The organism is Polaribacter sp. AHE13PA (assembly GCF_019278505.1).
In the GTDB taxonomy this organism is placed as follows: domain Bacteria; phylum Bacteroidota; class Bacteroidia; order Flavobacteriales; family Flavobacteriaceae; genus Polaribacter.
The window spans coordinates 2,135,060-2,156,925 of record NZ_CP058985.1; the positions used below are offsets into that span (position 1 = coordinate 2,135,060).

The 21,866-nt window shown below is 30.0% G+C and carries 16 protein-coding genes; 7 read left to right on the forward strand and 9 right to left on the reverse strand.

The features are described from left to right. Positions 1–38 precede the first annotated feature (38 nt). Positions 39–1,157: an adenylate kinase gene (locus H0I28_RS09415; RefSeq protein ID WP_218758934.1), complete on the forward strand. Its 1,119-nt coding sequence runs from the start codon at positions 39–41 to the stop codon at positions 1,155–1,157. Positions 1,158–1,254: 97 nt separating this feature from the next. Continuing rightward, complete coding sequence (gene obgE, locus H0I28_RS09420) at positions 1,255–2,244, forward strand: GTPase ObgE (RefSeq protein ID WP_165732521.1); 990 nt, start codon at positions 1,255–1,257, stop codon at positions 2,242–2,244. A 217-nt stretch (positions 2,245–2,461) separates the two neighbouring features. Here the strand turns inward: obgE and H0I28_RS09425 are convergent, their stop codons facing one another. The 9 genes from H0I28_RS09425 to H0I28_RS09465 form a co-directional block, all read right to left on the reverse strand. After that, positions 2,462–3,835: a DUF4302 domain-containing protein gene (locus H0I28_RS09425; RefSeq protein WP_218758935.1), complete on the reverse strand. Its 1,374-nt coding sequence runs from the start codon at positions 3,833–3,835 to the stop codon at positions 2,462–2,464. 10 nt (positions 3,836–3,845) lie between these two features. Next, the gene (locus H0I28_RS09430) at positions 3,846–4,826 is read right to left on the reverse strand and encodes a substrate import-associated zinc metallohydrolase lipoprotein (protein WP_218731221.1); all 981 of its coding nucleotides are present in this window, start codon (positions 4,824–4,826) and stop codon (positions 3,846–3,848) included. Between the two features lie 2 nt (positions 4,827–4,828). Further along, entirely contained in the window at positions 4,829–6,322 is a 1,494-nt protein-coding gene (locus H0I28_RS09435; protein WP_218731222.1) for a RagB/SusD family nutrient uptake outer membrane protein, read from the reverse strand. A gap of 11 nt (positions 6,323–6,333) precedes the next feature. Then, a complete protein-coding gene (locus H0I28_RS09440; protein ID WP_254712760.1) occupies positions 6,334–9,918 on the reverse strand; it encodes a SusC/RagA family TonB-linked outer membrane protein in 3,585 nt (1,194 codons plus the stop codon). Between the two features lie 149 nt (positions 9,919–10,067). Further along, positions 10,068–11,207: a FecR family protein gene (locus H0I28_RS09445; protein WP_218758936.1), complete on the reverse strand. Its 1,140-nt coding sequence runs from the start codon at positions 11,205–11,207 to the stop codon at positions 10,068–10,070. Between the two features lie 118 nt (positions 11,208–11,325). After that, positions 11,326–11,907: an RNA polymerase sigma-70 factor gene (locus H0I28_RS09450; RefSeq protein ID WP_218758937.1), complete on the reverse strand. Its 582-nt coding sequence runs from the start codon at positions 11,905–11,907 to the stop codon at positions 11,326–11,328. A 338-nt stretch (positions 11,908–12,245) separates the two neighbouring features. Further along, the gene (locus tag H0I28_RS09455; RefSeq protein ID WP_218758938.1) at positions 12,246–12,722 is read right to left on the reverse strand and encodes a hypothetical protein; all 477 of its coding nucleotides are present in this window, start codon (positions 12,720–12,722) and stop codon (positions 12,246–12,248) included. A gap of 187 nt (positions 12,723–12,909) precedes the next feature. Beyond that, positions 12,910–14,304 carry a M56 family metallopeptidase gene (locus tag H0I28_RS09460; protein ID WP_218758939.1) on the reverse strand — a complete coding sequence of 465 codons (1,395 nt, stop codon included), beginning with the start codon at positions 14,302–14,304 and terminating at the stop codon, positions 12,910–12,912. Between the two features lie 233 nt (positions 14,305–14,537). Further along, entirely contained in the window at positions 14,538–14,903 is a 366-nt protein-coding gene (locus H0I28_RS09465) for a BlaI/MecI/CopY family transcriptional regulator (protein ID WP_218754277.1), read from the reverse strand. Between the two features lie 165 nt (positions 14,904–15,068). Here H0I28_RS09465 and H0I28_RS09470 point away from each other — a divergent pair, with 165 nt between their 5' ends. From H0I28_RS09470 to H0I28_RS09490, 5 genes are all read left to right on the forward strand, one after another. Further along, positions 15,069–15,569, forward strand: coding sequence for a DUF456 domain-containing protein (locus H0I28_RS09470; protein ID WP_218758940.1), 501 nt, complete (start codon positions 15,069–15,071; stop codon positions 15,567–15,569). A 687-nt stretch (positions 15,570–16,256) separates the two neighbouring features. Then, positions 16,257–17,951, forward strand: coding sequence for a lysine--tRNA ligase (gene lysS, locus H0I28_RS09475; protein ID WP_218758941.1), 1,695 nt, complete (start codon positions 16,257–16,259; stop codon positions 17,949–17,951). 155 nt (positions 17,952–18,106) lie between these two features. Continuing rightward, positions 18,107–19,024: a glutaminase gene (locus H0I28_RS09480; protein WP_218758942.1), complete on the forward strand. Its 918-nt coding sequence runs from the start codon at positions 18,107–18,109 to the stop codon at positions 19,022–19,024. Between the two features lie 106 nt (positions 19,025–19,130). Next, positions 19,131–21,065 carry a type I pullulanase gene (gene pulA / locus H0I28_RS09485; RefSeq protein WP_218758943.1) on the forward strand — a complete coding sequence of 645 codons (1,935 nt, stop codon included), beginning with the start codon at positions 19,131–19,133 and terminating at the stop codon, positions 21,063–21,065. Positions 21,066–21,168: 103 nt separating this feature from the next. Beyond that, positions 21,169–21,852 carry a hypothetical protein gene (locus tag H0I28_RS09490; protein ID WP_218758944.1) on the forward strand — a complete coding sequence of 228 codons (684 nt, stop codon included), beginning with the start codon at positions 21,169–21,171 and terminating at the stop codon, positions 21,850–21,852. The last annotated feature ends 14 nt before the right edge of the window (positions 21,853–21,866 follow it).

Consider the following 21,866-nt stretch of genomic DNA (forward strand, 5'->3'; position numbering starts at 1 on the left):
TTTTCATTCAACAAATAGCTATTAAAAACAACAATCTAATGAGTATTATAAAACTTCAAGATCTATATTTTAAACCTTTTATTACTAAGGAAGAAATTGCAGTAATCGTAAAGCAATTAGCAGTACAAGTAAAACAAGACTTACCTAAAGGAGAAGTTCCTATTTTTGTAGGAATTTTAAATGGATGCTTTTTATTTGCAGCAGACTTTGTTAGAGAATTTAATGGAGATTGTGAGGTTTCTTTTGTAAAATTAGCTTCTTATAGCGGGACTACTTCTACAGAAAACGTAAAACAATTAGTAGGTATTAATGAAGATTTAACAGGAAGAACTGTAATTATATTAGAAGATATTATAGATACAGGGAACACTCTTCAAGAAATTTATAATATCTTTAGAGATAAAAATTTAAAACAATTAAAAGTTGCAACGTTATTTTTTAAACCAGACGTATTTAGAAAAGAACTACCAATCGATTATATCGGAAAAGGAATTGAAGATAAATTTATTGTTGGTTACGGATTAGATTATAATGGTTTGGGAAGAAACTACCCCGCAATTTATCAATTATCAACACAACCTAAAATGAAAAACATCGTATTATTTGGCCCTCCAGGTGCAGGGAAAGGAACACAAGCAGATTTTTTAAAGGACATGTACAACTTGGTGCATATCTCTACAGGAGATGTATTCCGTTTTAACATTAAAAATAAAACTGAATTAGGTTTGTTAGCTAAAAAATATATGGATGAAGGAGATTTAGTTCCGGATGAAGTAACTATAAATATGCTAAAAGCAGAAGTTGAAAAAAAAGCTGATGCTAATGGCTTTATTTTTGATGGTTTCCCTAGAACAGAATCTCAAGCAGAAGCATTAGATGCTTTTTTAGCTGAAAAAGGTGAACAAATAAACGGAATGGTAGCTTTAGAAGTTCCTGAAGATGCTTTAGTAACTCGTTTATTAGAAAGAGGAAAAACAAGCGGAAGAACAGATGATACTGACGAAAGTAAAATTAGAAACCGTTTTAATGAATACAATACCAAAACAGCTGTTTTAAAAGATTATTTTGAAGCTCAGAATAAATACTATGGAGTTAATGGTTTGGGTTCTATTGAAGAAATTACACAAAGAATTGCAAAAGTATTTGATACTTTATAAAATGTGTAACTGTGTAATTGTTTAACTGTGTAACCTTTAAACGTATATTACATAGGGCAATTAAACATTTAAACATTTACACGATTAAACAAGAATTATGACTGAAGGAAATTTTGTCGATTACATAAAAATATACGCTTCTTCTGGTAAAGGCGGACAAGGTTCTATGCACTTACATAGAGAAAAGTATATTACCAAAGGTGGACCTGACGGTGGAGATGGTGGACGTGGAGGACACATTATTTTACGTGGTGATAAAAATATGTGGACGTTGTTTCATCTAAAATTTAAACGTCATTTTAGAGCCGAAAGTGGTGGTGGCGGAAGTGCTAGTAGAAGTTCTGGTGCAGATGCAGATGACATTTATATTGATGTGCCTTTAGGTACCATTATTAAAGATGCTGATACTGACGAAGTAATTATAGAAATTACAGAACATCAAAAAGAAGTAGTTTTATTACGTGGAGGAAAAGGAGGTCTAGGAAACTGGAACTTTAAATCTTCTACAAATCAAACACCAAGATACGCACAACCAGGAATGGATGGTTTTGATGGTTGGTTTAGAATGGAATTAAAACTATTGGCAGATGTTGGTTTGGTTGGTTTCCCTAATGCAGGAAAATCTACTTTATTATCTGTATTAACCTCTGCGAAACCAAAAATTGCAGATTATGCTTTTACTACTTTAAAACCAAATTTAGGAATTGTAGAACATAGAAATCATCAAACGTTTGTAATTGCAGATATTCCTGGAATTATAGAAGGTGCTGCTGAAGGAAAAGGATTAGGACATCGTTTTTTACGTCATATAGAACGTAATTCGGCGCTGTTATTCTTAGTTCCTGCAGATAGTGATGATATTAACAAGGAATATGAAATTCTTTTAAACGAGCTTAAAAAACACAATCCAGAATTGTTAGACAAAGATCGTTTATTAGCTATTTCTAAAACAGATATGTTAGATGAAGAGCTAGAAGCAGAAATAAAAGCAGATTTACCAAAAGGTGTAGAAGCTATATTTATTTCTTCCGTTGCTCAAAAAGGCTTGCAAGAATTGAAAGACAAACTTTGGAAAATGTTGAATTAGAGGTTTACTATTTTAAAAAAAAATCTAAACTTAGAGTCTAAGTATATAATATATTAAAGGTTATCATTACTGCGAAAGCAATAATGATAACCTTTTTTTATATCATAAAACTATAAAATAGCATGGTTTAATTGTTACTTCTAAAAAACAAAATGAACCTTTTTAATCAAAAAAAGGTTCATTTCTAGATAATAATTAAAATTGGGGAACAAAATTATTAAAAGTCATACCACTGAGCAAGCATAGTAGTATCATCAACAGGAATTAAACCTAAGGTGTTTTGATTTGCATTAAAATCTACCATTTTTTGTACATAGAAACCACTATCTCTAAATAAAAACTCTAATAAAGGCAATACCCCTGCTCTTCTAGTCGTATTAACTGGTATCGTTTCTGTTAATTTATAAATTTTATTACCAGTAGCGTCTTCAGTTACCGTATATGTAAAACCAAAGTTTAAACTATATGTATTTCCACTAGACAAATAACGTACTTGAACAAAAGAATTATCACTAGTATCTAAATTATACAAGTATACTCTTGTAACCGTTCTACCACTTTGAGTAGCTGTAAAATGTGCTTCCCATTCTTTATAAAAGTTTATAAAATTTTCACTAGATAAATCCGAGTTAGGTAAGTTAGTTCTATATAGCCTCATGTTATTATTTCCTCTTGATTCATTTCCAAAATCATAAAATGGCAATAAAAAACTTAATTCATCAGCATAATTTAAAGTCATTTTAACTCCATCAACCTCAGCAACAAACTCGTCATTATCTACACTATAAATAAACTCATCTAAAGTTACATTATCTATTTCTATCGCTGGACTAACAACAAAGCCAGTAGGTGTAGGCGCAAGACCAAAGCTTAGGTCTGTTTTTGCAGCGTCTTTACTGATTGCTGTAACCGTAGCATACCTTCTAGCCTCATTAAAAGAAAAACTATATAAAGTAGTGTTACCTCCGCTTTCTAAAGTTAAATTTCTAAAAACAGATTTTAATGGGTCTATTGGAATATTTGTTTCTAACATTGACCTATTTTGAGTTGTTAAACTAGTCCAATCTTCTTTAGATGCTTTAGAGAAACTAATAATAATATCTCGATCTCTATTCGATTTAAAAAAAATCTCTTCTCCCACTGTTTTAAAGTATAAAAACTCAAAACTACCTTTATAACCCTGCCCTCTAAGATCATCATCAGGGTAATTATTGGAGTCAGATAGCTCATGAATTACATTTTTTGATGTAAACGTAAGCTTAATGGTAGAACCCAATGTAATATCATACAAACTCGTAACAGTAACGTCTGGGGTTCCAAAATCAGAATCCATAATTACTTCGGAATCACTAATAAAGTCGAAAAGAAAAGTAAAACCTCCTAGTTCTGAATCATCAGTAAAATAAGTTGTTTTCCATCCATTTTCTGAGTCTTGTAAAGCTGTTTTTAATTCTGAAATACTCTTTTCTATTCTAACTGTTGGTACATCATCAAACAACAGTTCTGGGTCGCTATTATCTTGACAGCTGTTAAACACTACAAGACAAAAAGCTAAAATTAATTGATATCTATTTATTTTAAAATTTTTCATGTTCTTAGTATTATTTAATTGCTTCTAAAATATTATCTGTAGCTAATTGTTGTAATTCATATAAATCTATATTAAAAGATTTCTTAAAGTATTCTGCTACAATTGCTTCTTTTGCTTTTATCAGTGCTACAGCATTTTCTGCTTGTGGCGTTGCTGTAATAGTAGCACCTTGAGTTGCTGCATCTATTTCTGCTTGCGTAGCTCCAGAACCTAGATTAGATAAAGCATTAGAAACAGCATTACTTATTATCTTAGCCTTAATATTATCTAAAATTTCCTGGTAATCTTCTGCATTGTTGGTAAGAATAGTTTCTACCATTTCTGCAAAATCTTCATTTTCATTAAGCCTCGCATAATCCGTTATATAACCAAGACTATTGGCAATATCAAATCGCTCTTCTTCATCTGCAGGATTAAACCATTGTGCCGTATAACCACTAGGTGTTATTTGTTTAAAAGCTTCTTCATCATAACGAACTTGTTGATTTAAAATGTGTGTATATTCATGCTGAATTGTTTGAATAAACCTTGTTACTTGGCTTTTATTCTTTACATCTACTAAATCCGTTTCAAATAACACAATGTTCTTTCCACCTTCTGCAAAACCTAAAGTTCTTGTTCCGCTTGGGTTTAAATTTGTACCACCAACCAACACCATTTCTCTTGGTGCTATTATTTTTACAAAATCTTCACCTCCTAACTCCGAGTAAGTATCAATCCAAACTTTTTTAACAACTTGCATAATAGGCACTACTTTATCTAAAGTTGGTGGAAATAAATATCTATCTAAATCTACACTCCCTTCGTCCCATAAATAATTTACATCAATATTATATGGATAGGTAATGTTTTCTCTTAACCACAGATCTGTAGTATTTAAACTTGGCGTTTCTGTATTTAAGTTACTGTCTGTTAATTTATCATCATCTTTAGTACAGGCAGAAATAATTCCGAAAATTATAACTGCTACATATATATATATCTTTTTCATAATTATCTAGGATTAGGTGTTAGCCCAAAGTTTATTGCAGATTCTGGGACTTGTAATTGTTTTCTTAAATCTTCTTTAGTTAATTCTACATCGATATCATCTTTTCTATAATATCTTTTAATAGCAATGTTAAATCTTCTTACATCAAACCATCTTACCCCTTCGTGATAAAATTCTTTTTGTCTGAATTTTAAAATAGCATTGATAAAAGAGGTTTGTTTATCATCTTTAAAACCGTAAAAAGGCGTTAATTCATCTGGAGTTACAGGAAATAAGTTAACAACCATTTCTTCAGTTAAAATATCTGTACTGCTATTATATCCTTCTGTTTTCTTTGATAAAAAATCATTTAAATCTTTTAAACAGTTTGCATAATCTTCTTTCATAGCGTAAGCTTCTGCCCTATTTAAAAGCGCTTCATCATTACCAAATAACACCAAACTAGTATATCCTCTACCGGTTCCTGCAGATTGATTTGTTACCTTAAAATACTCATCAAACTTAGGGTTGTTAAAACCTTCACTAGAACCAAAAATATCATAAGCCCAACCTTTACCAAAAGGATTGTCTGCCTGAAAAATTGCATCAGAATTAATATTTGATAAACCATAGTTCGTTCTCCAAAAATTTCTTCCCCACCAAGATGATGTAGAACTAATAAGAATGTTAGAATCTTCTAAAGAGCTACTGTATTGAAGCGCTCTTTGCGCATACGATAATTCTTGATACGCTAGCAAATCTCTTATCTGTGCTTGCGGATTGGTGATAATTTTATTGGTGTAAGAAATTACCTCATCCCATTCTCCTTTATATTGATAAAACCTAGCAGCAAAAGCATTTGCTGCTGCTTTAGAAAAATGAAATTTGGCATTTTTTTCTCTGTCTTGTATTAAGTCGATACCTTCTAATAGATCTTTTTCTATAAAATCATACACTTCTGCAACCGTATTTCTAGTATAACTTTGTATTAAAGTTGTTTCTGGTGTAATTACATAAGGTACTCCTAAATCTGATGCTGAAGTAGTAGGATTATAATGTTTACCCCAAAAATTAACTAACATAAAATGAGCATACGCTCTTGCTATTAAAGCTTCTCCCTTTTGCGCATCTAAATTAAATTGACCTTCTAATTCTTCTATAGAAACCAACGCTTGATTAGCTTGTGCAATTGCTCCATAAGAATTAGACCAAAAAAATGTAGGTGAATCTTGATCTTCTGCTAAACTGGTATCCCAAGTAAACATTTGCTCACCTATTAAAACATTTATGTAACTTCTAATATTAGATCTAGAGGTAGCATTGTCTGACATTATTTCTGCCATTAACTGATAGTTTCCTATTGAATAAGCCCCAGTAACTAATGCACTTATTTTTTCTGGAGAATCTATTTCTGCTCTATTATCTGGTAATTCAGATAAATAATCATCACAACTAATTAGTAAGAATAAAGATATAATTGTGGTTATTTTTAAAATATTTTTCTGTATTTTTTTCATTGTAATATATTTTATAGTCCAATATTTAAAGACATTGTAAATTGTCTGGTTATAGGTAAAGCAACACCACCTGTGCCATAAAATTCTGGATCTTGTCCGTTTAATCTATCATCTGAATACAATAAAAACAAGTTGGTTCCTTGTAGTTTAAGTTTTAAATGAGAAAGACTTAATTTAGCTAATACATCTTTACTAAAACTGTATCCTAAAGAAATGCTTTTCATTCTTAAAAAATCTCCATTGGCAACTCTTGCATCAGAAAAATTATAAGCGTTATAAGCTCTAGATAAATCGCTAGTATCATAAATATTGTTATCTCTAACATCTATAACTTTAGGAATATTGGTAATATTTTCATCACCAGGTAAAACCCATCTATTAATACTACTTTTTGTAAATACATTTGTACCAGAATAAAAGTTATCTAAAGCTGGGTTTAACCTTACTACATTACCACCAGAACCTGTGATTAACATATTTAAATCCCAATTTTTATATTTAAATGAATTTGAAAAACCACCCGCTATATTTGGTAACACAGAACCGTTGTACACTAAATAATCTGTAATATTAGAACTGTCTTGAAAATCTACATCTGTAACTGGGTTATCTCCTTCTGGTAAAATAAATGTTGGTATACCGTCTGAATTTAATCCATCGAATTGAAAAGAAAACAAAGAGTTATTTGGATATCCTTCTAATTTTCCTCCTTGAAGTCCAACAACATCGATTACTCTTGGTTTATTTTGAAGTTTTGTTATTTCTTGATCGAAAAAAGAGAAGTTTAAAGAAGACGTCCAACTAAAATTATCTGTTTTTACGTTGGTTGATGTTAAAGCAAACTCGATTCCTTTTTGAGTGGTATCAGAATTATTTCCTGTTTTAAAAAATTCTCCTCCAATACCCGAAGTTCTCACAAAATCGATATTATCAAAAATATCTCTTTGATATACGTCTGCTGTAAATTGAATTCTATTATTAAATAACCCTAAGTCTACACCAATATTTAATTCGTGTTGTTTTTCCCAAGTTAATTCAGAGTTTTCTAAATCTTGAATATCTAAATATGTTTCTCTTTCAGAAGGTGTTAATCTATCTGTAATTTCACTTCTAAAAATTGCCAAAGAGTTCGTAGCAGGACCTGGTGAAGCACTTAAACCATAAGAGGCTCTAAATTGTAGGTTGTTAATGGTTTTTGATTTTTGTATAAAATCTTCTTCACTTGCATTCCATTTAGCACTTACAGTTCCTGTAGGTAACCATCTAGATTTAGAACTTCTACCTTGTCTATTAGAACCATCATATCTTCCTGTTAAAGAAAAAACATACTTATCATTATATGTATAAGTAGTTCTACCAAAAAAAGCAACCGTTCTTTCTCTTTCTCTACCTAACCCAAAATAGTTTCCGCCTTCTGCAATTACTTTTTCTAATAATCTAGCATCTGTAAATGGTACATAACCGTTTTCATATTGTAAGCCATAACCCGTAAAATTTTCGTTATTTCTATCTACATATCTTAATTCTTGACCTAATAAAGCATTAAAATTATGTTTTTGATTAAAATCTTTCTTTAATTGAAAACTGTTTCTTACGTAATATGAAGTTAAACTGTTATCAAATTTACGGTACAAACCACCTTCTGGAAAAACAGAAATAGGAATAGCATCTGGATTGTTTGGGTCTGTATATAAAAAGATATTTGCATTTGCTATTACAGTGGTTTCGTCTGCATTATAAGCTCTAACAACATTAGAGTTTTCTCTAATTTGGTGTTCTCTAACACTATTTACATATCTCGCAGAAGCATTTAAATCATATGTAATATTGTCTGAAATTTTATAAGAAGCATCTAGTTGAAAGCGAATATCTTTTACATCTAAATCTAAGGTATTGTTTTCTAATTCTTCTAAGATATTAAAGTCAGCCCAATTATTGGTGTAGTATTCTAAATTGCCATCATTATCTCTTGGTCTTAACGCTCTAGATGTATTTAATGCGTAACTAAACGGATTGATATCAAAATCTCTACTAAACTGACCATCTACAACATTGGCCTCTCTATTAAAAGAACCTGGTGCTTTTTGTTTTCTAACAGATGCTACTGTAGCAATTGAAATATTAAACTTATCTGAAAAGTAAAATGTATTCTTTAAGTTAGTTGTAATTCTAGATACTTTATCTGCAACAGACCAACCCGGATCGTGTAAAAAACCAACAGATGCGTAGAAAGAATTATTCTCTCCACCTCCTGTAAAGTTAATCGTGTGATTTTGCATTAAAGATTGTCTAAACAATTTTTTAAACCAATTGGTATTTGCCAACTCGTAATCCTTTAAAAAAGCACTTCTACCTTCTACTGTATTTGGCACCCCAAAACCACCATTAGAATAGCTATTAATTTTCTTTTCTAAAATACCATATACTCCAGAAAATCTAGAATTACCAACATCTGGTAGTCTTAAATAACCTTGACTTCTTAAACCTTCTAAAATACCAATGGTTTCTTTAGAATCTAAAATATCATATTGAGAATAAGATGGAATATCTCTTACCGTTTGCTCTAACGTATAACTTACTTTTAAAGGGCTCTCTCTTTTACCACTTTTAGTAGTTATAACTACAACTCCGTTTCTTGCTCTTGCTCCATAAATAGAAGTTGCAGAAGCATCTTTTAAAATATCTATTTTTTCTATATCTGTAGCATTAACACCTGCTATAGAAGAACTAATTAAAGTAGAAGCATCTCCAGAAGTTAAGGCATCTAAATCTTGCTCTACAATATCTTCTTGTACCACACCGTCTATAACGTATAATGGATTATTGTTACCAAATACAGAAGAAGAACCTCTAATAGTAATTTGAGGTGCAGCACCAAAAGTTCCGGTAATGTTTTGTACAATAACTCCGGCTACTTTACCTTCTAACATTCTACTTACATCATTAATACCATCAATTTTTAAATCTGCTGCTTTAATGGTTGTTGCTGCTCCAGTAAAACTTTTCTTGTTAATTTTGTCGTAACCTGTTGTAATAACAATTCCTGCTAAGTTTTCTGATGATTCTTGCAAGACTACCTTTATAACAAACAAACTACCAACCACAACTTCTTTAGATTCGAAACCTAATGATTGAAAAACCAATACATCTCCTTTAGAAGCTGGCACTGAAAATTCTCCATTAAAATCTGTAGCAGTACCAATACCTGTAGCCTTTACACGTACAGAAGCCCCCATAATCGGCATGCCTTTATCATCAACTAAAACACCTGAAACCTTTTGTTGAACAGATTTTTTCTTTAGCAAAATTGAACCATCTTTATTAAATTGATAAATAACATTACTTGCTTGTAAGCTTTTATCTAAAAGATCTTTTACAATGATAATACCCTTATGTAGGTTAACTTTTGGAAGTTTTTTGAAAATACTATTTTCGTAAACAAATGTATAATCTGTTTGCATTTTAATTAAATCAAAAACTTGCTCTACAGATATGGTTTTATCTGTATCTATTTTAATTTTTGAGTTTTGTGACATTCCTTCGCTTGGTACAAATGCAAACGAGATGGCACAGAATAAGTATATGAACGTTTTCATAATAGTTGTTAATAGCTTTTTTCGCAACAGAAAAAAGTCTCCAGTAAATTTAATTTCCATAAATTTGTTAAGTGTTTAATTATTAATAAGCATGAACCTAAGGAATTGTGGTTTTAATATTGTGAGAGATGGACAAACCACATTCCTTTTTATTTTCTAAATTTAATTTTTCTATTATCTATTTCATAAGTTATATCTGTTGTATTTATAATAGCATCTAAGACAAATTTTATGTCTTGTTTTTTACTCAAAACTCCATTAAATCTTAAATCTTTTATTTTTTCATCTTCAAAAGAGATGTCAACATCATAACATCTAGAAAGTGTTTTTGTAATTTCTAACAAAGAAGTGTTATCAAAACTAAAATAACCGTTTACCCAAGAAATTTTTTCTTTTGCATTTACCTCATTCTTTTGCATTTCTAATGTTAAAACATTTAAAGTTATCTCTTCATTAGGTTCTAAATACATTTTTATTTTTTCGTTATTTTCAACCAAAACTTTACCTTCTATTAAGCTTGTTGTTATTAAATGATCTTCTGGATATGCCTTTACATTAAAATGTGTTCCTAAAACAGATACCCTTTGTAAAGAATTTAAAACATTAAAACCATCTCCTGAATTCTTTTTACTAGATGAAACTTCAAAATAAGCTTCTCCATAAATTAGTTCTACAGTTCTTGGCTGTCCTTTTATAAAGCTTACCGGATATTTAAGTTTAGATTCTGAATTTAACCACACTTTAGTTCCATCTGCTAAGGTTAAAGAGAATTCTCCCCCTTTTTTAGTTGTTAGGTAGTTATAGATAATTTCGGGTTGTGTTGCAATTTCTTCAGATTGCTTTGTATTAGCCTTCTTATACGCAATACTTTTATCTTCACTTTTAAAAAGAGCGTTTTCTATTTTATGATCTTTAGAAAGAAGAATTTCTTTACCATCATCTAAAGTTAATATTGCTTTATTATTATAACCTACATCAGTAGTTATTTCCGCAGTATTTACTTTTTCATTAATAGGATTAAATAAATAAGATATTGAAAACAATAATGCAATGGAAGCTGCTGCTGCATAATATTTCCAAGTTGTTTTCTTTTTGATGTTAGCTTTCCCTTTTATTGCTTTCCAATTCTTTTCTTTGTCAAAAAGGTATTTTTTAGAATTCTTGTTTTCTTGTACACTTTTAAAATACGCTCTATGTTTTTCTGATTCTGAATACCATTTATCAAACGCTATCTTTTCCTCTTCAGAAAGCGTATTATTTATCTTTTTTATTATTAAGAAAAATTCCATTTTAAGAATGTCTTTTTTAAGTGTAATTATATTTTGTAATTAAATACTATACACTAAAGACAAGGTGAAACAAAAAACGGGTGACAAAAAAAGTAATATTTTTTAAAAAAAACTCAAATTAAATCAACAATAAGAGAAAATCGTTGATAATTATTAAGCAAAACAACATAATCATTAAAGAATTATTAATCTTAACTCGAGCTCTTTTTAACTGTGTTTTCACCGTATTTAGAGAAATATTTAGCTCTTCGGCAATTTCATTATACTTATAATCCTCTATAAATTTTAATTTAAAAATTTTTTGCATTTTTAAAGGCATTTCATCTACAATTGCTAAAACCTTTAAATAAAGAGTATTATTTTCTTCTGTAAAATTAAGTATTTCTACACGATCAATTAAAGACCTACTATACTCTATATAATCTTGGTTATCGGTTATTTTTATAGATTTTAAATGATTCAAACACCTATTTTTAACCATCACAAATAAGTAAGCTTTTAGTGATGTTTTAATTTCTATCTTTTCTGAGTGTTCCCAGATATAAACAAATACTTCTTGAACAATATCTTCACTAACTGAAAAATCTGATACATATCTATTTGCAGAAACCACTAAATCTTGAAAAAATAAATCATAACATTTTTTAAAAGCAACGGTATCTTTCTTTTTTATTTGCGCTATTAAAAGATGGTTATTCATAAAAAAATATAATAATTAGCTTTTTTCTAAAAATACTTTTGCCCTATAAAATAAGTATGTATTCTTATTATAAAGGACAAAAAAGATTAAACGTATTTTTGTTAGCGGTAAATATAAAACATTAAATATAAATTAATTTAATGTTACTATAATTCTCATTTTTCAAGGTAATTATTACGAAACCGTTACATTTTCTATATCAGAATAAGTTAAAGAATAAATTATATGCAGAAAAAAAGGCATATCGACAAAATAATATTAGCTTAAAAACATAGCGACTAGACTCTTTAACAAAAAATTAAAAAAGTTAAATAATAGGCAGTAAATTAAATGTTTTTTTATTCTTTTAATTGAATTCTAATTGGCAATCTGTATTTTGTAGTAACAGGTATTCCTCGCTTGTTTGCAGGGTATATTTTTGGAAGTTTCTCTACACTCGCTTTTAATAAACTATCTAATTCGGGCAATTCCTTTTTAAGGTTTTCAGAAGCCTGAATAGTGTCTAATCTAAAAATTCCTTCAGAATTAATAATTACATCTACATAGACAATTTCATTAATAGAATCTTTAACAGCAAATGAATGTTGTTGCAACTCCGCTTCTATTTTCTGATGGATGGTTGTTCTAAAGCAATCCATTTTTTCTTGTTTATCAATAATCGCATCACAAGTTTTAAAAGAAGGAAAAGTATCTACCGAAGAAAAATCTACAATAGTGTCTAAATCTGATGTATTTTTATCCTTTGGAGGGCAAAATAAATCACACGAAGTGATAAAAACCAACATTATTAAAAAAGATAAAACCCTTAAAAACATACTTTTATTTAGAGTGTGAATTTACTAAATTTTGTTGACTTGTACTTTAAACTTTTTAAGCCCTAAAAAAAAGCCAATTTTAGTTATAAAAACAACTTATATTTAAAAATAAAAAAGCCGAGATTTACACCTCGACTTTAACTATTTCAAATAATTATACACTTAATTTTTCCTTTTCATAGATGTATTAATTTACTATTATTGAAACCGGAATTGAATATTTTACACCTACTTTTTTACCTTCATGTTCACCAGGAATCATTTTAGGCAACGAATTCATTACCGAAATAACTTCTTCCTTAAGATCTTTATGCGGTGCTCTTGCATTTACATCTACTACATTTCCTTCTTTGTCAATTTTAAAACCTATAAAAATCCTTTTCCTGCCTGCTTCTAAACCCAATTGATTTGGTAAATCTGCATTAAAGTTTCTAGAAAAATGTTTCTGAACTTCTTTAGAAAAACAATCTTTATCACCCGATGCGCAACCTGGAAATGTTGGTACTTTGTCTATAGTCATAAATGAGACTTCTTCTTTATTCTCGGTGCCATCTCCATACATTTTCTTCTTCAAAAATTTAGTCATACTTTCAAATAGCTCTTTCTCTCTATTTAGTTTATCTATAGAATCTCCCAGCTTTTGATTAATAAGTGTTAATTCTTTTATCTGAATTTCTTTCGCTAAAACCTTTTCAGATTCTAAATCTTTATTTTTATTTTTATTTTCGGAACAAGAAGTGTAAAATAACATACTCGCCAATACCGGAATTAATACCAAATACTTTAGTTGATTCATTTTTTTTGATTGTTTCTTTTTCATCATAATAATTCTTTTTTTGATTAAGGTTTTTTTATAAAATTGGTTCACAAAGGCAATGTTTTCAACTTGAAAAAAGTTGGATAATAAGTTATTAATATAAATTTCTTTTGTTTCTGACTTTGCCGCTACTTCGTCAGAAATATATTCGTGAATGAGTGTTATTCTCTTTTGATAAATAAAAATCATTGGATTAAACCACATCATTATTTTTAAAAATTCGAAGAATAATAAATCTAAAGAGTGCTTTTGATTACTATGCACTAGTTCGTGTGCTATAATTTGTGCTTGTTGAGAAATTGGAATTTCTTTTCCTAAAAAAATAAAGTTGAAAAAAGAAAATGCCTTGGTTTGATTTGGTATTATAACTAAAGTGTAATTCGCTTTTTTTACAACTTCGTATTTTCTAATTAGGTTTGTTATTTTAAACAGTTTTATTAAAAAAAGTATCAAAAAAAGACTGAATCCAAACCAAAATAAAAGGTTTACATAATTTATAGATTGATACAAACTCGTTTCTTGAATAACATCTTGAATTACTTTTTCTGGTGATAAAACGATTTCTGGTAAATAAATAATAAACTCTTCTGGAACCGCTTTTTGAAACGTCGGAATTTTAATAAACGGTAAAATGAAAGATACAATTGGTGTACTAATTAAATACCATCTGTTTTTAGTAAAAAAGGTTTCTTTACTTAGAAAGAAATCATAAATAGCCAAAAACAATACTTGAAATAATATGACTTGTAGAATATAATTGATCATAGTTTTTTTTTTATTTTTTTATTATCACACTGTCATTTCGAAATGAGTCTTTTTAGACGATTGAGAAATCTCATATTGAAAAAACTACTTCTATATAGGAAAGAGATTCCTCTTCTTTAGCTGCGCTAGATACTTTCAATTAAGAAAGTATTTTAATTTCAGTAGCATTCGGAATGACATCTACACTTTAATAATAATGAAAACTGAGACTGCCAACTGCAACTGAAAACTGTTTACTCCTTCCCTTTATTTACTTCCTTTAAAATAGATTCTAATTCGGCAACATCCATTTTATTTTCTTTTACAAAAAAGGAAACCATACTTTTAAAAGAACCATCAAAATAACCGTTCATTAATTTGTGTAAACTCTGGTTACTGTAGGCTTCTTTTTCAATAATAGGATGATAGATAAATCCCCTTCCTACAGGTTTATGCCCAACAAATTCTTTGGTTTCTAAAATTCTAACAATGGTAGAAACTGTATTATATGCAGGTTTAGGTTCTGGTAATTTATCTATCACTTCCTTTACAGAAGCTTCTTTTAAATCCCATAAGACTTGCATAATCTGCTCTTCTGCTTTTGTTAATTGTTTGCTCATAATTATAACTAAGTTTTTAGTTCAACAATGCAAATATAACTAATTATATAGTTTAAACTAATTTATTAGTTTAAATATTTGTAACATAACGTAACTATAATCGTCTTATAATTAGAAAACTGTGATGTTTATTGACTTTAAACCCGTATAATTATTAAAATATTTATGGATATATTTTTATTACTATTAGGATTCCTTTTTGTCTGCTTAGGCATTATTGGCGCTTTTTTGCCCATTTTACCAGGACCTTTAACAAGTTGGGTAGGTTTACTTTTATTACATTTCACTAAAATAATTCCGATGGATTGGACTTTTTTAGGAATTACTTTAGCCGTAGCCATTCTAATTTGGATTCTCGATTACTTTATACCTGGTATGGGTACAAAACGTTTTGGCGGCACAAAATATGGAGTTTATGGCACTACCATTGGCTTATTTGTCGGCTTGTTCTCCCCTATTCCATTCGGAATGTTAATTGGTGCTTTTTTGGGAGCCTTTATAGGGGAATTACTTTATGATAGCAAAGACACAAACCGAGCTTTAAAGGCTTCTTTTGGAGCGTTTCTTGGTTTTTTAGCTTCTGCAACTATTAAGTTTTCTATAGCCGCTATCTATTTTGTGCTATTTATAATTCAGTTTTGGGAATTTAAAGGAAGCTTTTTTTAAATACCATCTTTTATTCTCAACAAATCATGAGAAGCGTCATTACGAGGATGAACGACGAAATAATCTGATTATTAAAATTTACGTATTCTATATTTAGAGATTGCTTCATTCTTCGCAATGACGAGAAAATTCCTTAACGATGATTACATATAATTTAAAGAATGATATAAGTCTGCAAACAAGTCTAACGCAAATTAACTCCAATTTAATATTTATTTGAGTCGTTGAATGCTTCGCATTTGAAGTGGCATCCTTTTTATACCTTTTTTAAAATTGTCATTGCGAGGCACGAAGCAATCTGCTAATCAAAAAGAGATTACCATAGTTTACAAAAAAGCAAACTTCGCAATGACAGCATAAAAGATATAGCTACTAAAAAAAGAAAATTTAAGAGACAAATTAACACATTACCTAAAAATAACCGTGTTTTCTATTTACGAAAAGTCATAAAAAAAAGCGTCCCGTTTCAGGGAAGCTTTCCATTGGTTAACAAAACCACGACGCTTTTACTAAAGCGCCAAAACAACACAACTAATGCTGCCCTAACAAAAAGCAGCCGACAAATATACGATGTTTTTTAATATTCTCAAATAAAGAAGTTGTTTTTTATTTTATTCTCAATTGTCTATTAATTCATTTGATTGTATCTTTGCATTCTTAAATAAACATTAGAAAACTAAACAGCAAATGCAATTATCAGAACAAGAAGTTGTACGTAGAGAAAAGCTCGTAAAATTACGCGCTTTAGGCATCAATCCTTATCCTGCAGATTTATATCCAATAGATTCAAATTCGGCAAAGATAAAGCAAGATTATGCTGAAGGAAAAAAGGTAATTATTGCTGGTAGACTAATGTCTATTAACATACAAGGAAAAGCTTCTTTTGCACAATTACAAGACGGAGAAGGTAGAATACAAGTGTATTTTAACCGTGATGAAATTTGTACTGGTGAGGATAAAACCTTGTACAATGATGTTTTTAAAAAATTACTAGATTTAGGTGATTTTGTAGGGATTGAAGGAGAATTGTTTACCACTAAAGTGGGAGAAAAAACAGTACGTGTTAAGAACTTTACATTATTAAGTAAGTCTTTAAAACCATTGCCTTTACCAAAAGTAAAAGACGGTGTTACTTATGATGCTTTTACAGACCCTGAATTACGTTACAGACAACGTTATGCAGATTTAGTAGTAAACCCACACGTAAAAGAGGTGTTTATAAAAAGAACAAAATTGTTTAACGCAATGCGTTCTTTCTTTAATGATGCTGGTTATTTTGAAGTTGAAACTCCGGTTTTACAACCAATTCCTGGAGGTGCAGCAGCAAGACCTTTTATAACGCATCACAACTCATTAGACATTCCATTATACATGAGAATTGCTAATGAATTGTATTTAAAAAGATTAATTGTTGGTGGTTTTGATGGTGTATATGAATTCTCTAAAAACTTTAGAAATGAAGGAATGGACAGAACTCATAACCCAGAATTTACAGCCATGGAAATCTACGTATCTTACAAAGATTACAATTGGATGATGGATTTTGCAGAGCAACTTTTAGAGCATTGTGCTATTGCTGTAAACGGAACTTCTGAAGCTACTTTTGGTGAACACAAAATAGACTTTAAAGCGCCATACGCAAGAGTAACAATGGCAGATTCTATTAAACATTTTACTGGTTTTGATATTACTGGTAAAACAGAAGATGAAATTAGAGCTGCTGCAAAAGGTATGAATATTCCTGTAGATGAAACTATGGGGAAAGGAAAGTTAATTGATGAAATTTTTGGTGAAAAATGTGAAGGAAACTACATTCAGCCAACTTTTATTACAGATTATCCTAAAGAAATGTCTCCGCTTTGTAAAGAACACAGAGACAACCCAGAATTAACAGAGCGTTTTGAGTTAATGGTTTGTGGTAAAGAAATTGCCAACGCATATTCTGAATTAAATGACCCAATTGACCAACGTGAGCGTTTTGAGCACCAATTAAAATTAGCTCAAAAAGGAGATGATGAAGCAACTGAGTTTATTGATGAAGATTTCTTAAGAGCGTTAGAATACGGAATGCCTCCAACATCTGGAATGGGAATTGGAATGGACCGTTTAATTATGTTTTTAACCAACAACCAATCTATACAAGAAGTTTTATTCTTCCCTCAAATGAGACCAGAGAAAAAAGCGACTGCAGTAGAATTGAATGCTGATGAAAAAGCTGTTTTGGCAATTGTTACCAAAGCCGAAAAAATAGATTTAAATGATTTAAAAGTAAAATCTGGTTTATCTAATAAGAAATGGGATAAAACAATTAAAGGTTTAACAAAACATAAAGTTGCAAAGGTTTCTAAAACAGACGAAGGTTTGTTTGTGGAAATTGCATAGCAATTTCTAATTCTGAACTTGTTTCAGAATCTTATTTATAAAATTTACAAAAGGAATTACAGCAATGTAGTTCCTTTTTTTTATGATGCGTTTTTTATGTTGTTTCTTAAATTATTTTAGAATAGGTTTGCCTATACTAATACTATAAATTATCAATGGAAAATTATAAAGAAGTAATTGAATGCGTTTATGCTGATGTAAAAAATGTAGCTGACATTGGTAAAGTAGCTAGTTATATTCCTGAATTGGCATTTATAGATCCATCTAATTTTGGCGTTGCTATTACAACTATTGATAAAGAATCTTTTGGTGTTGGCGATTTTGACAAAAAATTTTCAGTACAAAGTATTACTAAAATTCTTTCATTAACCTTAGCCTATAAATTTGAAGGCATAAAATTATGGGACCGAGTAGACGTAGAACCTTCTGGTAATCCGTTTAACTCCTTATTACAATTAGAAGCAGATTTAGGAAAACCTAGAAACCCTTTTATAAATGCTGGCGCAATTGTGGTTTGCGATGTATTGGTCAGTCACCTTAACAACCCAAAGGAAGATTTCTTAGACTTCTGTAAAGATATTTCTAACATTCCTACTTTAAAATATAACGAGAAAGTAGCACAATCGGAAAAAAGTTCTGGGTATAGAAATGTTGCGCTTTGTAATTTTATAAAATCTTTTGGAAACATTAAAAATGACGTAGATGTAGTCTTAGACTTTTACTTTCACATGTGTTCTTTAGAAATGACTTGTAAAGAGCTTTCAAAAATATTTTTATATCTAACGATTGATAATTTTACAACCCAAAAAGGAGAAAAAGTAATTACAGAAAGTCAAACAAAAAGAATTAACGCCATTATGCTTACTTGTGGTTTTTATGATGAATCTGGTGAGTTTGCTTTTCGTGTTGGACTACCTGGTAAAAGTGGTGTTGGAGGCGGAATTGTTGCCATTCACCCAGATAAATACTGCATTGCTGTTTGGAGTCCGAAGTTAAACATCAAAGGAAATTCTTATAAAGGAATGTTGTTTTTAGAAAAATTCACTTCAAAAACTACTTCTTCTATTTTTTAGAAAATAGACATATAACAGCGCAATAAAAACTCAAAATATATTCAATAATTACATTGGATATGTGAATAAAAAAGAGGAACTTTCTTGTCCTTTCAATAAGGATGAGATGGAACAAAATAAACACAATTTTTCTTCTTTTGAAGAATACCCTACAACAGATAAAAGCCTTTGGTTAGAATATTCTAAAGAAAAAACTACTTTTAAAATTTGGTCTCCAACTGCAACTGCCGTAAAACTAAATTTGTACAAAACTGGAAATAATTCTGAAGCATTTACAATTTTAGATTTAAAGGCTATAGAAAATGGACTTTGGCTAAAAACGGTAAAAGGAGATTTAAACGGGACTTATTATACATATCAAATATGTATTGAAGATAATTGGCTAGCAGAAACTCCAGGAATTTACGCTAAGGCAGTTGGTGTAAACGGACAAAGAGCCATGGTTTTAAACTTTGATAAAACAAATCCTAAAAATTGGGAGCAAGATACATATGTGCAATTAAACGCTCCTAATTCGGCTATTATTTACGAACTACATATTCGGAATATTACCATTCAAACAGAAGCTAATTCTTCTTATCCAGGTAAATATTTAGGTTTGATAGAACAGGGAGTGAAGAGTAATCTTGATGTTCCAACAGCCATCGATCACATTAAAAGGCTAGGAATTACACACGTTCATATATTACCCACATTCGATCAATATTCTATTGATGAAACTCATTTAGAGGTACCACAATTTAATTGGGGATACGACCCTCAAAATTACAATGTTCCAGAAGGTTCTTTTTCTACTGATCCTTTTAAAGCAGAAGTAAGAATTCCGGAATTTAAAAAAATGATACAAGCATTTCATAGTGCCGGAATTGGTGTTATTTTAGATGTTGTGTATAACCATACTGGAATCATTGAAAACTCAAATTTTAATTTAGAAACCCCAAAATATTACTATCGTTTTAACAACGATGGTAGTTATTCTAATGCTTCTGGGTGTGGAAATGAAACATCGTCTGAACGGACAATGACACGAAAATTCATACTTGAATCTGTTAAATATTGGACAGAAGAATATCATTTAGATGGTTTTCGTTTCGATTTAATGGCGATTCATGATGTAGAGACGATGAATCTAATTGCAGATGAAATCACCAAAATAAATCCAAGTGCACTTATTTATGGAGAAGGTTGGACAGGTGGAGATTCACCGTTACCAGAAGAGAAAAGGGCTTTAAAAAAACACATTCCACAAATGCCCAAAATAGCTGCTTTTTCTGATGAAATTAGAGATGCCATAAAAGGAAGCACATTTGATGATAGAAGTACTGGCTTTGTTAGCGGTGCTAAATTTAAAGAAGAATCTCTAAAATGTGGAATTGTAGGTGTTATACCACATCCTCAAGTAAATTACATGTATATAAATCATACAGATTTTCCTTGGGCACTGCAACCTTGGCAAGCTATTAATTACGTTTCTTGCCACGACAATTATACTTTATTCGATAAATTAAAAATATCTAGACCAGACGCTTCTTTAGAAGATATAAAAGCAATGCATAAATTGGCAACTGCTATTGTAATGACTTCTCAAGGAACTCCTTTTTTACATGAAGGTTCAGAAATAATGAGTACCAAAAAAGGAGATCATAACTCATATAAATCTCCAGATAAAATAAATGAAATAGATTGGAATTTAAAAGTGAAAAATGGAGACGTTTTAGCGTATTATAAAAATCTAATTCAATTAAGAAAAAAACATCCTGCATTTAGAATGACAACCGCTAAAGAGGTGCAAGAAAACTTAGAGTTTAAAAAAATAGATCATGGTTTGGTTTCTTATCAACTTAAAAATAATGCCAATAAAGATTCTTGGTCAAAAATATTAGTAATTTTTAATAGAGAAAATAAAACGATAAATTACCAATTAGACCAAACTTATAAAATTGCTGTATTAAAAGATACATTTGATTTTGAAGGAAAACAAGAAGTTAAAAACGATGTATATGTACCTGCAATTTCTATGATGGTTTTGTTTAAAGAATAAATATTTGTTTTATTTTGGCTTTATTCTTTCATAAAAAAACAGAACTTTGCAAGAAGTAAAATCTGTTATTTTTAGAACCTTTAAAATAAAAATGTAAATCATAATGAGCAAAAATCAAATTTATAAAGTTGATAACTTTAATGATTTACTATCTACTAAATTTAAAGGAGATATCAACGCAATCTGTTGGAACCGTAATTTAAAAGGTGATTTTTCTGAAATTGTCAATAAAATAATGTTAGATGGAAATATGAGTGAAATTTTCCCTCAACAACTTTTAGATCTTCAGTTAACTGAACAAGGACAACTTGCGCGAGAAATCCTTTTAAACGACTTTAAAGCATTAAAAGAACACGGTAAAATTCCAACTTTAAATATCATTAAGTATTACGAGAGAGATGATGCATTTCCTTTTTTCCCTACTGACGTGTATTCGTTTCATGTAGATCGCTCTCCAATAACTGCAGATACTTTTCTATGCACGTATCATGGAGCATCAAGTGATATTCTACCCAACGATCAAGGAATACAAAAAATATTAATTCCAGAAATAAGAAGTAAACTCAAAAAGTTATACGACGGACCGGAAGATGGTTTTGAATCGTTTTTAAGCGACTATTTCTTTGATTTACATTATCAAGCGAAGCCAGAAGCACAACCTATTAATTTAGGTATTGGTCATTTATGGAAGCTAGCAATAGATCATCCAGAAAGCGAGGTACTTCCTTGCTTACATAGAGCACCGAAGGAAAAAACAGATGAACCTCGTTTAATGATTATTTGTTAATTTAAAATAAAATA

What these genes read in the sequence shown, in the direction of transcription:
- H0I28_RS09470 (WP_218758940.1), top strand. Translation starts at nt 15,069, where the DNA reads ATGGATATATTTTTATTACTATTAGGATTCCTTTTTGTCTGCTTAGGC.
- H0I28_RS09460 (WP_218758939.1), bottom strand. Translation starts at nt 14,304, where the DNA reads ATGATCAATTATATTCTACAAGTCATATTATTTCAAGTATTGTTTTTG.
- lysS (WP_218758941.1), top strand. Translation starts at nt 16,257, where the DNA reads ATGCAATTATCAGAACAAGAAGTTGTACGTAGAGAAAAGCTCGTAAAA.
- H0I28_RS09440 (WP_254712760.1), bottom strand. Translation starts at nt 9,918, where the DNA reads ATGAAAACGTTCATATACTTATTCTGTGCCATCTCGTTTGCATTTGTA.
- H0I28_RS09465 (WP_218754277.1), bottom strand. Translation starts at nt 14,903, where the DNA reads ATGAGCAAACAATTAACAAAAGCAGAAGAGCAGATTATGCAAGTCTTA.
- H0I28_RS09450 (WP_218758937.1), bottom strand. Translation starts at nt 11,907, where the DNA reads ATGAATAACCATCTTTTAATAGCGCAAATAAAAAAGAAAGATACCGTT.
- H0I28_RS09435 (WP_218731222.1), bottom strand. Translation starts at nt 6,322, where the DNA reads ATGAAAAAAATACAGAAAAATATTTTAAAAATAACCACAATTATATCT.
- H0I28_RS09480 (WP_218758942.1), top strand. Translation starts at nt 18,107, where the DNA reads ATGGAAAATTATAAAGAAGTAATTGAATGCGTTTATGCTGATGTAAAA.
- H0I28_RS09430 (WP_218731221.1), bottom strand. Translation starts at nt 4,826, where the DNA reads ATGAAAAAGATATATATATATGTAGCAGTTATAATTTTCGGAATTATT.
- pulA (WP_218758943.1), top strand. Translation starts at nt 19,131, where the DNA reads ATGGAACAAAATAAACACAATTTTTCTTCTTTTGAAGAATACCCTACA.
- H0I28_RS09425 (WP_218758935.1), bottom strand. Translation starts at nt 3,835, where the DNA reads ATGAAAAATTTTAAAATAAATAGATATCAATTAATTTTAGCTTTTTGT.
- H0I28_RS09455 (WP_218758938.1), bottom strand. Translation starts at nt 12,722, where the DNA reads ATGTTTTTAAGGGTTTTATCTTTTTTAATAATGTTGGTTTTTATCACT.
- obgE (WP_165732521.1), top strand. Translation starts at nt 1,255, where the DNA reads ATGACTGAAGGAAATTTTGTCGATTACATAAAAATATACGCTTCTTCT.
- H0I28_RS09445 (WP_218758936.1), bottom strand. Translation starts at nt 11,207, where the DNA reads ATGGAATTTTTCTTAATAATAAAAAAGATAAATAATACGCTTTCTGAA.
- H0I28_RS09490 (WP_218758944.1), top strand. Translation starts at nt 21,169, where the DNA reads ATGAGCAAAAATCAAATTTATAAAGTTGATAACTTTAATGATTTACTA.
- H0I28_RS09415 (WP_218758934.1), top strand. Translation starts at nt 39, where the DNA reads ATGAGTATTATAAAACTTCAAGATCTATATTTTAAACCTTTTATTACT.